Annotated in this window: 11 protein-coding genes; 8 read left to right on the top strand and 3 right to left on the bottom strand. The window is 58.1% G+C overall.

Annotated features, from left to right (window positions below):
• Positions 1-216: 216 nt before the first annotated feature.
• From rpmF to HMPREF2890_RS05125, 3 genes are all read right to left on the bottom strand, one after another.
• The gene (gene rpmF / locus HMPREF2890_RS05135; RefSeq protein WP_018107066.1) at positions 217-396 is read right to left on the bottom strand and encodes a 50S ribosomal protein L32; all 180 of its coding nucleotides are present in this window, start codon (positions 394-396) and stop codon (positions 217-219) included.
• A gap of 44 nt (positions 397-440) precedes the next feature.
• A complete protein-coding gene (locus tag HMPREF2890_RS05130) occupies positions 441-986 on the bottom strand; it encodes a YceD family protein (protein WP_070466249.1) in 546 nt (181 codons plus the stop codon).
• Positions 987-1,076: 90 nt separating this feature from the next.
• Positions 1,077-3,311, bottom strand: a complete 2,235-nt coding sequence (locus tag HMPREF2890_RS05125; protein ID WP_070466247.1) for a DUF262 domain-containing protein — start codon at positions 3,309-3,311, stop codon at positions 1,077-1,079.
• A gap of 163 nt (positions 3,312-3,474) precedes the next feature.
• On the opposite strand from HMPREF2890_RS05125, the gene HMPREF2890_RS05120 reads away from it, so the two are divergent.
• The 8 genes from HMPREF2890_RS05120 to HMPREF2890_RS05085 all read left to right on the top strand — a co-directional run bounded on the left by HMPREF2890_RS05120 (position 3,475) and on the right by HMPREF2890_RS05085 (position 13,866).
• Positions 3,475-4,563, top strand: coding sequence for a Smr/MutS family protein (locus HMPREF2890_RS05120; protein ID WP_070466244.1), 1,089 nt, complete (start codon positions 3,475-3,477; stop codon positions 4,561-4,563).
• A gap of 37 nt (positions 4,564-4,600) precedes the next feature.
• Complete coding sequence (locus HMPREF2890_RS05115) at positions 4,601-5,095, top strand: CYTH domain-containing protein (protein WP_070466242.1); 495 nt, start codon at positions 4,601-4,603, stop codon at positions 5,093-5,095.
• A 10-nt stretch (positions 5,096-5,105) separates the two neighbouring features.
• Complete coding sequence (locus tag HMPREF2890_RS05110; RefSeq protein ID WP_070466240.1) at positions 5,106-6,857, top strand: bifunctional metallophosphatase/5'-nucleotidase; 1,752 nt, start codon at positions 5,106-5,108, stop codon at positions 6,855-6,857.
• Positions 6,858-6,868: 11 nt separating this feature from the next.
• A complete protein-coding gene (locus tag HMPREF2890_RS05105; RefSeq protein WP_246825320.1) occupies positions 6,869-7,942 on the top strand; it encodes a mannose-1-phosphate guanylyltransferase in 1,074 nt (357 codons plus the stop codon).
• A 296-nt stretch (positions 7,943-8,238) separates the two neighbouring features.
• Entirely contained in the window at positions 8,239-9,045 is an 807-nt protein-coding gene (locus HMPREF2890_RS05100) for a glycogen/starch synthase (protein WP_070466236.1), read from the top strand.
• A 122-nt stretch (positions 9,046-9,167) separates the two neighbouring features.
• The gene (locus HMPREF2890_RS05095; RefSeq protein ID WP_070466270.1) at positions 9,168-10,616 is read left to right on the top strand and encodes a DUF4270 family protein; all 1,449 of its coding nucleotides are present in this window, start codon (positions 9,168-9,170) and stop codon (positions 10,614-10,616) included.
• 87 nt (positions 10,617-10,703) lie between these two features.
• Positions 10,704-12,551: a serine hydrolase domain-containing protein gene (locus HMPREF2890_RS05090; protein ID WP_083289814.1), complete on the top strand. Its 1,848-nt coding sequence runs from the start codon at positions 10,704-10,706 to the stop codon at positions 12,549-12,551.
• Positions 12,552-12,834: 283 nt separating this feature from the next.
• Positions 12,835-13,866, top strand: a complete 1,032-nt coding sequence (locus HMPREF2890_RS05085) for a clostripain-related cysteine peptidase (RefSeq protein WP_168160419.1) — start codon at positions 12,835-12,837, stop codon at positions 13,864-13,866.
• Positions 13,867-14,130: the final 264 nt, after the last annotated feature.

The following is a 14,130-nucleotide window of genomic DNA, read 5'->3' as shown; positions in this document are numbered from 1 at the left end:
GGTGAAAGACCATTTTGCAAAGGTCTTTTATATATAACAAGACAGGTAATCCCCATCGTCTGAGGAGACGGTGGGGATTACCTATTGTCTGAGAGGAGAACCTTATGCAAATGTCTTGCATCCCCCAGAAGTAATAAAGATGCTATGACAAAAAGACCTCGTCCCCACTCAATCATACGATCGAGCAGGGACGAGGTCTTGTAAGATGACCGGGTCTTACTCCTCCACCTCTACAGCGATCTGACCGCGGTAGTAGCCGCAGGTGTTGCAGACGGTGTGATAGACGTGCCAGGAGCCGCAGTTGGGACAGCGTGTCAGCGCGGGGGTCTTGGCTACGTCGTGGGTCCTACGCTTTCTGGTCCTGGTGTGGGACTGACGTCTTTTAGGATGTGCCATGATGATGTACTTCTATTATATGAGTGTTACTTTTCTGTCTTGACTTACTTCTTACGAGGCTCGGTGTCGTCCTCCTCGGAGATCTTCTTGCGAAGACTCTCCCAGCGGGGATCCTCGGGCATCTCCTCAGGCGCATCACTCTCCATAAGGAAGCTGACCACTGAGGGGTCGCACTCCTCGATCTCCTCATGCGAGTGTACGATCGGGAGGCTCACCTTGATGAGCTCGTAGAAGATAAAGCTGAAGTCATATCGGGGGTCTGCAGCGTCCAGGATGAGGGCTTCGTCATTCTCCTCATCCAGTGCCTCACCTAGCTCGACGGTAATCTCATCGTCCGTGTCCACCTCCACCTCCAAGGGCGCCAGGCAGCGGTCGCATGGTACGGTGACCGCCCCCTCGTAGTGGAAGAGTAGCTGGTACGAGTGGCTTGAAGTGGGCCGGATCTCCAGATCCAGATCCACATCGCCGCCAAGGATCTCTTCGTCTCCCTGCTCGGAGAAGAAGTCGTCGTCAAAGTGGTATGCGAGCGACTCGGGACCTCTGAGAGGCTCCTTAAAGTCGATCATATAGGCATCCTTCCTCCTATCCATGGCTTCCTGCTCTATTCAGACCGCAAATTTACTAATTCCTTTGCAGTCAACCAAGGAGCAGACTGCGCATCCCCTCTGAGAGAGGCTCTGTCAGCTGTTTGGCAAGAGAGGGAGAGACGGGGTGGGCGTCTCGCTCTCGCTGGACTGTTTCTTCTGGATGGCGATGGAGACGCAGTCTTTGCTCATCCCGAGGTCTGCCATTGTCTTTGCTATCCGGCAGATGCAGGTACTTGACGAGATGTCAATGTGTACGAATTCGTCATCGTCACTCGGCTCGACAGCCTGGAAGGGAAACTCTCCGGCGAGGTTTTTGTAGTATCTTTTCTGCACCAAGCCGGGATCCTGCTGCAGCTCCCGCCAGGTGAGTAGAGCATTATCCTTATTGAAGAGTGGTTTCTGATTGCCCTTGAGGTACTGCAGGGTCGTCCTCTTTTGGGTCACTAACTTGATGAAATTGAGAAATACCTCCTGCCACGAGTGTACCGGGGCAGTGACGTCATCCAGTCGGATGCTGACGGGCTTCTCCCCGGCCAGTAGCCTATGGATGCCGTCATCGAGTGGGGAAAAGTCCGTGTAGCCTTCTGTGACGCGCTGCTTCCAGTTTTCCGCTCTCTGATACTCATCCGGCAGGGAGAAGGTGTCGATAAAGGCATTGATCATTACCTTCTGATGCGACAGGATGCTCTCCAGCGACCACCTCTCCTTATCCATAATGTCAAGGCGGTAGGCAAGGGAAGAGGTGGCGAGACGGTTCTTCTTATTTTCAAAGGAGGTGTTGCTCATCTCGACATTGAACTCTGTCAGGATCAGATTGCCGATGTTGTGCAGATATCGAGCGTGTATCTCGTCAGCCTCCTCTCCCAGCTCATCTCTCCATGCGGTGGTGATGGTCTGCGGCATGATGTGCTCGATCGTGATCTTGGGGTCGCGGAAGTCGACCGCCACCTTTGCCCGATGCTCCTCGATCTTCCCGAGGATAAGCTTGGCGTACCTTGTGAGTTCCTTATAGAAGTTGAGGCTCTCCAGCATACTCCTTATCTCGATGTCGTTAGGCATCCTGAGTTGATACATCTGGGAGGACAGCAGGTCGATCAGGCTGATATTGCCGCTGTAGATCTCTTCGATCCTTTTGCAAAGGCGGGGGATGGCCTTATTCTCTGCCTTGGTCAGCTTGAGGACTCGTCGGCGGATCAGGTAGGTCCTGATGGTGGTCAGCAGGCTGATCAGCTGAGCCTCGTTGTGTCCTGAGTGGCAGTGGTGGTGCAGGAGCCCAAGCACAAGGGGCTTAAAGGCCTCTGTGCCGATGTCCTGGAAGATGTTTCGGGTCAGCTCCTTGACTCGTGGGTCGGTGGAGACGGATCCGGTAAAGTCCGGGTCGATGATGAATCGGTAGCAGTCGATGTAGTCCACGATGTCGGTCATTAGTTCGTCCCGGCTCTCCCAATTGTCCGTGGCGTAGTCCTTAAACTGCTGGTACAACTCCTTCGTATTGCTGTCGCTGATGCTCTTAAGCGATGTGGCAAGCTTGAGTTGCAGGTAGTCTCTCAGGAAGCTGGATGTGCTCTCCCCGAGCGGCTCCTCGATCTTCGGGTACCAGACCTTCTCATACGCCTCTGTCTGCTTTTGGCTACTCATATTGAGGAGGATGAAGTTGCGGATCAGGTCTGAGAAGGTCAGGGGTCTGCCGAGAGAGTTGAGGGTCTCAAAGATGATCTGCGGATCCTCTCCTTTATAGGCTCTCTCGTCCAGGATAATCACCGCCACGTTCACCCGTCCCAGTGCCAGGATGAAGTGCTTGAGAGAGACTCGCTCGTCCTCAGCGCAGTAGTCGCTGAGGAGTCTCCGGAAGGTCTTGTAGGCCTCCGTCACTGCTCCCGGGATCATCGGGTGTCCCAGCACAAGTGCCCGGTAGGCGTCCCAGTCCTTGGTCACCTGCTTGAGCTTTATCTTGTCCTCAAAGGTGGATGAGGGATTGACGAGGTAGGTGTCGGTGATCAGCTTCTGACTCTTCGGGTCGGTGATCAAGTCCCTCACCGCCATCAGTAGGATCAGGCCGGTGGTGACGCGCTGCTGACCATCGATGATGATGGTGCGCGTTCCTGCGATCCCCACAGGCTCGTTCTTGACTACCAAGGTGCCAAAGAAGTGCTCCAGCTTATCCCTGCACTCCTTGTCCAGCTCCGACTCTATGATCCTGCATAGGTCTCTGAAGAATCGAGTGATCTCCGCCTTCTTCCATGCGTATGCCCGCTGGTAGGGTGGAATGTAAAATGAGGTCACGTTCTTTGCGACGAGATCCTTGAGGTTACTGCGTTGTACGTCCATAGAGTGGTTTGACTGAAGTGTTGTCTCCTTAGTGAGACAAATATAGGCTATTTCCTCTTTTATCTTTGCAAAAAGGGCTGAGGGGTGACGCATTCGTCTCGATGTGCTGATGTGTCGGTACCGGCAAAATGGGTACATTTGTGAAGCATGAGCAACGAAATATATGAGTAATACGATAAAAGTGGGTGACCGAGTTCGCTTCCTCGATGCGACAGGAGGCGGCGAGGTGACCCGTGTCAGTCGGGAGGGAGTGATCTATGTGCGGGATGAGTCGGGCTTTGAGCTGCCGACCCGTGCCGCTGACGTGGTCCCGGTCACCGAGGGGAGTACCATAGCTCCCAAGCCGGTCGTCCCGAAACCGGTCCGGGAGCCTGAGGTCGCCTCTCAGCCACCGGTGGAGCCGACACGCCCGATCGAGGAGCATCGCAAGCGCCCGGTGGATAGCGACCACGACCGGATCAACGCCTACCTCTGCTACCTTCCTGAGGATCCGGAACAGCTGGGGACCTCTCCCTTTGAGACTTATCTCGTCAATGACTCCAATTTTGATCTCCTCGTCCTCTACACCTCCGGTCGGGGGGCGCTGCAGGAGGTTCGCTACGAGGGGGTGGTCCCCTTCGACAGCTCCGAGTTCCTCGAGAGCTTCCTCCCCTCGGAGGTGAGTGATCGGGCACATGTGCAGCTGACGGTGGTGCCGATGAAGCGGGGGACCCTTTACGCACCGCGCGAGCCGATGGTGGCGGAGCTGAAGGTTGATGGGACGAAGTTTTTCCGCGAGGGCGCATTTGTTCCCAATGACTTCTTTGACGACGGCGCAATCGTCTACCATGCGGTGAAGGACGATCAGCCCTACAGGAGGAATAAGGTGGATGGGGAAAAGCTCGCCGAGGCGATGATTGCCAAGAAGAAACGCACCGATGCTCCTCATCCCCGACCACAGGAGGAGCGACCGATCTCTAAGGAGGAGCCGGTCGTGGTCGACCTCCACATCGACAGTATCATCGAGACCACCGCCGGGATGTCGCCCAAGGATATCCTCGACTATCAGCTCGACTACGTGCGGCAGGTGATGGAGAAGTATCGCCAGCCCAAGCTCAAGGGCACGACCGTGATCCTGATCCATGGTAAGGGCGAGGGGGTGCTCCGCAAGGCGGTCCTCGACCTGATCTCGAGAGAGTACCCGCGTAGCTCCACACAGGATGCCTCCTTTGCGGAGTATGGCTTTGGGGCGACGCAGGTCAAGGTGAGGTAAGCTCCCGTCCACTTATTTTCCTATAGACAATATTTATATGGCACTTGAGATAGAGCGAAAGTTTCTCCTGCGTCCCGGTATGACACTTCCCTCCTCGGATCACGTGGAGAACATCCGACAGTGTTACCTCGTCTCTGACGATGCGCTGGTGGTCCGGGTCCGTATCATCGATGAGGAGCGTGCGATCCTCGGGATCAAGATCTCGCATGAGGAGACCCTCTCCGTGCGGACCGAGTATGAGTATGAGATCCCCATTGAGGAGGCACTGGAGATGATGTCGGTGGCATCGACCACCCCCATCGTCAAGCAGCGGCACGTGATCGAGGTGGGAGAGCGGAAGTGGGAGGTGGACTTCTTTGAGGAGGAGAATGAGGGGCTCATCGTCGCTGAGGTGGAGCTCCCCTCCCTGGAGACCTCACTCCCCCTGCCGGAGTGGATCGGTCGCGAGGTGACCGATGACAAGCGGTATACTAATGGGTCCCTTGCCCGCCACCCCTATGTGGCGTGGCAGGGCGATGTGGCTGAGGCTTGATAGACTGCGTATGAAGCGACTTATTCTTCTCTTCTCCCTCCTCCTCTCTCTGAGCCTCGTCGGCTGTCGGGAGCGGAGCGAGGTGGTGACGATCGATCTCTTCGAGACCGGTGACATACACGGATCGCTCTTCCCGGAGAGCATATTGGAGGGCGCTGATACCGGTGGCGGCGTGGCTCGTGTGGCTGCGGTCGTCCGCTCGTACCGCGAGCGTCCCGAGGCGCGACCTGTGCTGCTCCTCGATGCGGGAGACCTCCTGCAGGGGCAGCCACTCACCTATTACTATAACGTGGTAGATACCACCTCCCCCCATGCGGTGGCAGAGATGTACAACTACCTCGGCTATGATGCGATGACGGTCGGCAACCACGACATTGAGACTGGTCACAGTGTCTATGACCGCTTCGTGCGTGAGGCGAACTTCCCCGTCCTCGGGGCCAACGTGGTGGATACTGCTACCGGTAAGCCTTACTTCAAGCCCTATGTGGTGGTGGAGAAGGGGGGCAAGAAGATTGCCATCCTCGGCCTCACTATGCCGACCCTCACAGAAAACCTCCCGCCCCATCTCTGGAGCGGGCTCGAGTTTAGAGACCAGGTGGAGACCGCCCGGGCCTACCTGCCGGAGATCCTCGGACAGAAGCCGGATCTCCTGATCTGCCTCATGCACAGCGGTCCGGGGAAGAAGGAGGGGGATCCTAGACCTATGGCTGCCAATGTCGGCTATGACCTGGCACGGGCGATCCCGGAGGCGGATATCGTCCTCTGTGCTCACGACCATCGGGCAGCCCTCGACTCTATCCCTCGCGAGGCGGGCGGCTACACCTATATCCTCGATGCGGGAGCTGACGGGCGGATGCTCTCTCACTGCGAGATCTCTCTCGGGGTGAGCGGGAGTGGCAAGCCGGTCGTCCGGGTCACGCCTGAGCTGATCGACCTCTCTGCGTATGAGCCGGATAGCGACTTCATGGAGCACTTTGCTCCGGTGGAGCAGCAGGTGCGGGACTATGCTGCACAGCCTGTGGGGCGACTCACTGCCCCGATGGACTCGAGGTGTGTCTTCTTCCGCCCGGCGCCCTTCACCGACCTCATCCACCAATTGCAGCTGGAGCTCTTCCCTGAGGCGGAGGTCTCTTTGACCGCCCCCTTGGTGGAGAACCTCGTCATCCCTGCCGGTCCGATCCGGGTGGCAGATCTCTTCAACCTCTATAAGTACGAGAACTACGCCTACCTGATGCGACTCCGAGGGTCGGAGCTCAAGGCTCACCTCGAGGAGAGCTACGACCGGATCATCCGGACGATGACCTCGCCCGAGGACCCGCTCTATCGGATCGATGAGTCGAGGAGAGGCGGACCTTATCTGCCGCTGGAGGGTCCATCCTTCAATTTCGACACCGCTGCAGGCATCAGCTACCTGGTCGATGTGACCCGCCCCTCCGGAGACCGCATCGAGATCACCGGGGTAGGGAAGGGGAGACCCTTTGATCCCGAGGCGGAGTATCTCGTTGTGATGAGCTCGTATCGGGCACAGGGCGGGGGCGGTCTGCTGACCCACGGCGCCGGCATCCCCATGGGGGACCTCCCCGGGCGGGTGGTCCGCACCACCGATCACGACCTGAGGTACTACCTGACGGACTTCTTCCGGCGACACGATCCCTACACGCCACACATCATCTCCTCGTGGACCTATGTCCCCGATGCGTGGGCGGCGGTGGCCATCCCTCGAGACAGCGCATCGATATTTCGTGACTTTCCTCGTCCCTGACTATGATAGACATGGTACACGCGCACGCCTACGGGGTGCTGATGGCAGGTGGCATAGGCTCGCGCTTCTGGCCGATGAGCCGTCGTGAGCAGCCCAAGCAATTCCTCGACATCCTCGATGAGGGGCGGACGATGATCCGCTCCACCGCCTTCCGCTTAGAGGCGGTAGCCCCGGCGAGCCACTTCTACGTGGTGACCGGTCAGCTCTATCAGGACGAGGTGCTGCGGCAGCTCCCCTACCTCCATCCGTCGCAGGTGCTGACGGAGCCTGTGGGGCGCAATACCGCTCCCTGCATCGCCTATGCCGCCTACCGGATCTACGCTGAGGATCCCGAGGCGATCATGGTGGTCTGCCCCTCCGACCACCACATCGATGATGCGGTCGCCTACCAAAGGGTGCTCCATCAGGCGATCACCTATGTGGCGGAGCACGACGTCCTCATGACCATCGGCATCGAACCCACCTATCCGGCGACCGGGTACGGCTACATCGAGCTCACCGGTGAGCCTGACGAGGGGGTCTACCGCGTGGCGCGCTTCAAGGAGAAGCCTGAGCTGGAGGAGGCAGAGCGCCTGATCGCTCGGGGCAATCACCTCTGGAATGCCGGGATCTTTGTCTGGAAGGCGATCGACATCATCAATGCGCTCGAGAAGTATCTCCCCGATGTGGCGGTCCACTTTGCCGAGATCAGTACCTATGGCGAGCCGGGTGAGGCGGAGGATGCTGCCGCTGCCTACCGCTGCTGCCCCTCCATCTCCATCGACTATGGTGTGCTGGAGAAAGCCGACAACGTCGTCGTCCTCCCCGGTAGCTTCGGCTGGGACGACATCGGCACCTGGTCGGGGCTTGAGCGGTATATGAAGGAGCACCGTGAGACCGGCGGCGACGAGCAGACCCTCTTCCTCGACGGGAGCGAGGGGACCTTTGTTCGCGAGACCACTAAGGGGAAGAAGGTGGTGGTCAATGGCCTCGAGGACTTCCTCATCGTCGATACCCCGGATATGCTCTTCATAGCTCCCAAGGGCAACGAGGCCTACCTGACGGAGCTGATCCGCAAGTACCCCAAGGAGACCGGCGTCGAGTGACCTCCCTCCCGCTGGTGATCGGTCGCATCAGCCGGGCTGAGAGTGTGCTCTCGCAATAACCTGGACCTCAGTATGCATTTTGGGCAGAAATCTAATACCGATATTAGGTAACTCTAATACCGGTAAAAGAAATCACTAATATCGGTATTAGAGTTACCTAATATCGGTATTAGTTTGCAGGGTATACTGCAGGGTGAGGGGGGAGGCCTGGCAGGGTGGATTCATAAAGGTAAACTTTTGAAAAGAGCTGAAAAATTGGTATCTTTGGTGTAGCTCGGAAAAGAACATCAGAATTTATGAATAAAAAGAAGATACTGTACATCGCTCAGGAGATCTCACCCTATGTGGAGGAGAATGTGAGTGATCAGTCCAAGATCCTACCTCTCGGCATGCTCGCCCGTGGTCACGATATCCGCACGTTTATGCCCAACTACGGCACCATCAACGAGCGGCGCAATCAGCTCCATGAGGTGATCCGTCTCTCGGATGTCAATCTCACGGTCAATGATAAGGTGCACCAGCTGGTGGTCAAGGTGGCGTCGCTTCTCCCACAGAGGATGCAGGTCTACTTCATCGACAATGACGACTTCTTCTCCCGCAAGGGGACGGTGACCGATAAGGAGGGTACCCTCTATGCTGACAATTGCGAGCGCTCAGTCTTCTTTATCCGCGGTGTCTTCGAGACCGTGAAGAAGCTCCGCTGGGTCCCGGACATTATCCACTGCCAGGGCTGGTTCTCCGGCCTCGCACCGCTCTATCTCAGCACGCTCTACAAGGACGATCCCGCACTATCGGGTGCCAAGGTGGTCTTCTCGATCTACGACATGACCCCACAGACGCCCTTCGGTGAGGAGCTTACCCAGGTGCTGGAGTACGATGATATACGGCACGAGCTTCTTGATGGCACCTCGCTGCGGCGTGACGATCTCTACAAGTTGATCTTCAGCTACGTTGATGGTCTCCTCTTCGCCACGTCCGATGTGAGTGACGAGACGCGCGAGGCGGCTAGTAAGCTCAGTCTGCCGGTGATGGACTACGACAATATGGAGGAGTCTATCGAGGCGGTGGATGCCTTCTATGACCGGCTGCTGAGTAAAAAATGAGTTAAGGTGACCCCTGCCGCCCTCTCTTTGATATAAAATTGTCACCTTTGCAGGAGCAAGATAGGGACCACTGCGGTCTCACTTGGCTCCTGATACACTATATGCCATCACTCATGATCAAGATGACTCATAAGCTTAGCCTGCCTCTCGCCTCCCTCCTCGTGGGCGTGTGTCTCCTCCTCGTCTCGTGCGAGGACCGGTCCAATACACTGGGGGTGGGGATGATGCCGGACTATACGCAGTTTAAGTCCTTTGACACCACCTTTGACCTCTCCTATCGCACCATCTCGGCCGATATGAAGGACAGTGGGAGCAGTGCCTCCGGCACGCAGTACAATAGGATGTATGTCAGCTCCAATTACGGCTACATCGGGCGGATCCCCAATCAGGAGTTTGGTGGTATAGAGACGGAGTATCTCACGCAGATGTACTGCCCTGAGGGCTTTCTCTTCCGTGATCAGCCGGTGGATAACCGCATCGACTCCGCCTTCCTGACGCTCTACTACGATGGCTACTCAGGCTACGGCAAGGATCTGGTGGAGGTGACGGCATATCGGCTCAATAAGCCTCTCCCCGGCAATAGCAAGTACTCTCTCGAGAGTATCTCTGACTACTACACACGGGGCGTGAGTAAGGAGCTGGGGCGTGCCTCCTTTATGGCAGTCACCGGCACACCACACGAGGGCAAGGGAACCTGGGTCCGCGTCCCGATCGCGCGTGAGATCGGTCAGGACTTCTACGACAAGTCGGTCGCCGGGAGCGAGGTCTTCCGGAGCCAGGCCGCTTTTGACCAGTACTTCCCCGGCGTCTACTTCCGCGTGTCTGCCGGTACAGGCAGCGTCATCCGTGTCGTGCGGACTGCGCTGACTTTTTGCTACCGCAAGGAGCAGATGCTCAAGCGCCGCTCTACAGGCAAGGTCGACTCCCTCGCTTACGTGCCGGCGATACAGGAGCTCTCTCATACCAACGAGGTCCCGCAGCTCTCCCGCTTTGCCAATATGGGGCTGAGTGAGCTGATGGCTCCGGGGAGCGACTACGCTTATGTCAAGTCTCCGGCAGGTGTGCTGGCGGAGATCACGATCCCTACCCGTGAGATCAAGAAGAAGCTGGACGAGGCCCCCAAGGGCTCTGTCCGTGTACTCGCCTCGGCACCCTTCTCCATCTCGGGCGAGAATCGCCAGCTCTCCGAGTATCAGCTGGTCTACCCGACAAGCCTCGTCCTGATGCCGCGGGACTCTGTGGCACATTTCTTTGAGAGCGAGCTGACCGATGCAGACTCCCCCTTCACCACCTACGTGAGTCGGCAGGCTATCCAGGGCTCCTCGACCTACACTTTTGGCAACATCTCTGCGCTGATCAGTAAGCATATCGAGAAGAAGCCCGATGAGGATCTCCGTGTCGTGGTCGTCCCGGTGCAGTATGTCGCCCCTGAGCAGCAGCAGAGTGGGGCGGTCTCGCCCTCCTCGGTGACCAATCTGGTGCTCCCATCCACACTTAAGATCAAGATGGATGGTAAGAATAATAAGCTCCGAGTCTATATCAACGAACGCAAGGAGGGGTCGCCCTTCTGATGCGCTTCACACAAGTATCCCAAGGAGACTCCTCGATCCGGTGTGGTAGGGGGAGTCTCCTTTTTTGCCTTTTGACACCCTCTTTTGATGAGAAAATCGCATAACATCCTCCTCCTTCTCCTACTTCTTATTTTCCCCACTTCGCTACTTCACGCTCAGTCCACGCTGGAGGAGCGGTCGCGGTCGGTGATCCTGGTGAAGAACATAGAGGGACTCGTCCCTCTATCCCTCAGTCCGACCGGGCGCATCACCCTGCTGAGTGACGACCTGAAGGCTGTCAAGCCTCTCGCTCAGCGACTCGGGAGTTACCTGCCGGCGGATCGGCTCTCCGTCCATTCGGTGACGAGGGCTCCCTCGCTCACGGCTGACGATCTGCTCGTGGTGGTGGTGACTCGGGGCGACCGACCGTTGCCGGGAGAGGTGGACTCGCTACTTTGTTGGAGGAAGAGCGTGCTGCTCCTCGTGGACCGCCCCTCGGCGGAGGCCTATATCCCAGCCGTCATCGCTGCTGATGCGATCGCTCTCTCGGCAAAGGGCAGGGAGGGGATGAGTGCGCTCGCTGATGCCCTGATGGGTGGGATCCCCTTCGGTGGGACACTGCTGGACGACAATCCGACCCTTTTCCCCAATGGGGCCGGTCTCACGACCACTAAGACCCGTCTTGCGACCGCCTTGCCCGAGGATGTAGACCTCGATGGGCGTGTCCTCGCTCGGATCGATCGCATCGCGGAGGAGGGGCTTAGAGCGGGTGCCTACCCCGGCTGCCAGGTGCTGGTCGCCAAGGATGGGTATGTGGTCTACAGCAAGGCTTTTGGCTACAAGGATGCGAGACGAAAGGAGCCCAATAGTACCGAGACGCTCTACGACCTCGCCTCGATGACGAAGGCGCTGGCGACCATGCCTCTGGTGATGATGGCGGACGACGAGGGCAGACTACGGCTCAGCGACCGGATTGATAAGCATATCGACTACCTCCGCTGGAGCAATAAGAGCGATGTGAGGATCTCGCAGCTCCTACAGCACTGTGGGGGTATGCCGGCGGTGATCCGCTTCTATGAAGAGATGATCAACGATGCCAGCTACGACCCGCCGCTGATCGCCTTTCGTCGCACCGCGGGCTACCCAACGCAGATGGATCAAAATGCCTGGGCAAGATCGGGATTTCGCTATAAGAGCTCGATGGTCAGCAGCGACTCGACGGCAGTCTACTCGCAGCGCTTCTGCAAGGGGCTCTACCTCTCCCCCGAGGTGCGGGAGATGATGCGTCGGGAGATGAAGGAGTGCAACCGCCGCAGTGGGGGCTACCGCTACAGCGACATCGACTTCCTACTCCTGCAGGAGGTGCTGGAGCACTCCTACCGGCGGGGGCTGGACACGCTCTTCAGCGACCGGATCGCTGCACCTCTCGGGCTCTCGCGCCTCTGCTATAGACCGCTGCAGCACTTTGGCCCCAAGGAGATGGCCGAAGGGCAGCGGGACGACTTCCTCCGCCATCAGACGCTACGAGGGGACGTGGACGATGAGGCGGCAGCTATGCTGGGCGGCGTGAGTGGCAATGCGGGGCTCTTTGGCAACGCCGAGAGCTGTGCCGTGGTTTGCCAGATGCTCCTCAATGGCGGGCGGTATGGCGGGCGGACGCTCATCGATGAGGAGACGATCCGTCACTACACCACCTACCGCCACCGCCCCTCGCCCTATGCGCTCGGCTTCGACCGGCAGAGGGGTGGTGGGCGTGGAAACACCTGCGAGGAGGCTCCGATGAACACCTATGGCCATACAGGCTTCACCGGCACCTGCTTCTGGATCGACCCGACCAATCAGATTGTCTACATCTTCCTCAGCAATAGGGTTGCGCCACAGCGCTGGAATCGCAAGCTCTCCTCGCTCAACATCCGAACCCGCATCCAGTCGGTGATCTACGACGCCCTCCCCTGAGATCCCCCGCCGGCATAGGACAAGTCGGATAGCGGTAGTGTCACCAGGCGATCGTTGGCGATGGAGGCATTTATATAATAGAGAGCACCCCTCCGGGGGGGCAGACGCACCTGTTGCATCCGGGCGAAGCAGTGAGTATCACGGCTACCCCTACCGGAGGATTTTCTTAACTTTGTGGCGGATAGGTGGATTGGACCACTCGTATCAGTCTATGTGCAGATCTCGGCATCTATTGTTTGTCATCCTCTTGGCGCTCGCTGGTTGTGTCGGACCGGCGGAGCGTTTGCCGGATTCTGTTCCGCCTAAGCGTGTAGTGCTGGTGGTACTGGCAGGAGACAATGACCTATCGGAGGAGGTGGGCTGGCGCTTAGATGCCCTTAAGCAGGGATGGACGCCTGCGATGGGTCCTCTCTTTGTCCTTGAGGATCGCGCATCGATCGAGGCTCCACGACTTCTCCGTCTCACCTGTGACGAAGTGGGTGGAAAGCACTACCGCACGCTCGCCTCCTATCCATACTTGACCGACACCACCTCAGAGGAACTGTGGCGGACGGTTCTTGCCGACGTGATGCGACAGTCTCATCCGGCAGCCCATATGGGTATAGTGCTCTTTAGTCACGGCACCGGCTGGCTTCCTGAGGGAATGCTTGCTGAGCCACGTGGGCTGCTCTCTGATAATGGACGAGAGATGAGTCCGGAGCTGCTGGGAGAGATCCTGCCGGCGGACCGGGTCGATTATCTTCTCTTTGATATGTGCTTCACTGCCGGTGTGGAGGTTGCCTATGCCCTTCGGCAGCGTGTTCCTCTCCTGCTTGTCTCATCGGCGGAGATGGTGAGTCCCGGCTTCACCCCTCTCTACCGCTCCTCACTATGGTTCCTTTACGAACCACAGCCTGAGGGTCTGAAGAAGTGGGCGAGGGACTATGCATCGCTTGTCGAGCAACAGACCGATCTTCGCCGCTCCGGTACCCTGTCCTTAGTCAGCACTGCCCCGCTGGACGAGCTCGCTGAGGCGATGCAGGGGATGACCCTGCCGTCGGATCTTGGCGGGTTGCAGCGCTTTGATCGCGGGGGTGGGGCACCGCTCTTCTACGACTTAGGACAGGTGATCACTCTGCAGGAGACGTTACATCGTGAGAAAGCAGAGGACTGCCTGCAGCGGGCAGTACTTTACGAGTGGCATACTGAGACCTTTATGGGCCACCTCCCACTGAATCATCACTCCGGGATGACGATCTATCTGCCCACCTCCGCCTATCCGCAGCTCAATCGCGCGTACGACAAGACCGCCTGGAGGCGTGCCATCGCTCGATGATCGATAGAGGACGAAAACAGGGCTGACGCATTTAGGCATTAGGGTAATCATATACCAAGGGGGGCATCCGGGAGGCACCCGAAGGGTGCTCGCTCCAAAGGCATCGGTCATCCGCGAAGCGGTGACCGATGTACCGAGACCTGCCCCTACCCCCTCGACCCCTTGTGGGTCGCCGAGCAGAAATCCCCCCTTCCGGCGACCCCGCCGGGGTGTCGCACTTAGCGGGATAGGTTACCGGTGCGACGCCCTAGCGGGGTCGTGATC

This window comes from Porphyromonas sp. HMSC065F10 (assembly GCF_001808555.1).
In the GTDB taxonomy this organism is placed as follows: domain Bacteria; phylum Bacteroidota; class Bacteroidia; order Bacteroidales; family Porphyromonadaceae; genus Porphyromonas_A.
This window is presented reverse-complemented; position numbering and strand designations above follow the sequence as displayed.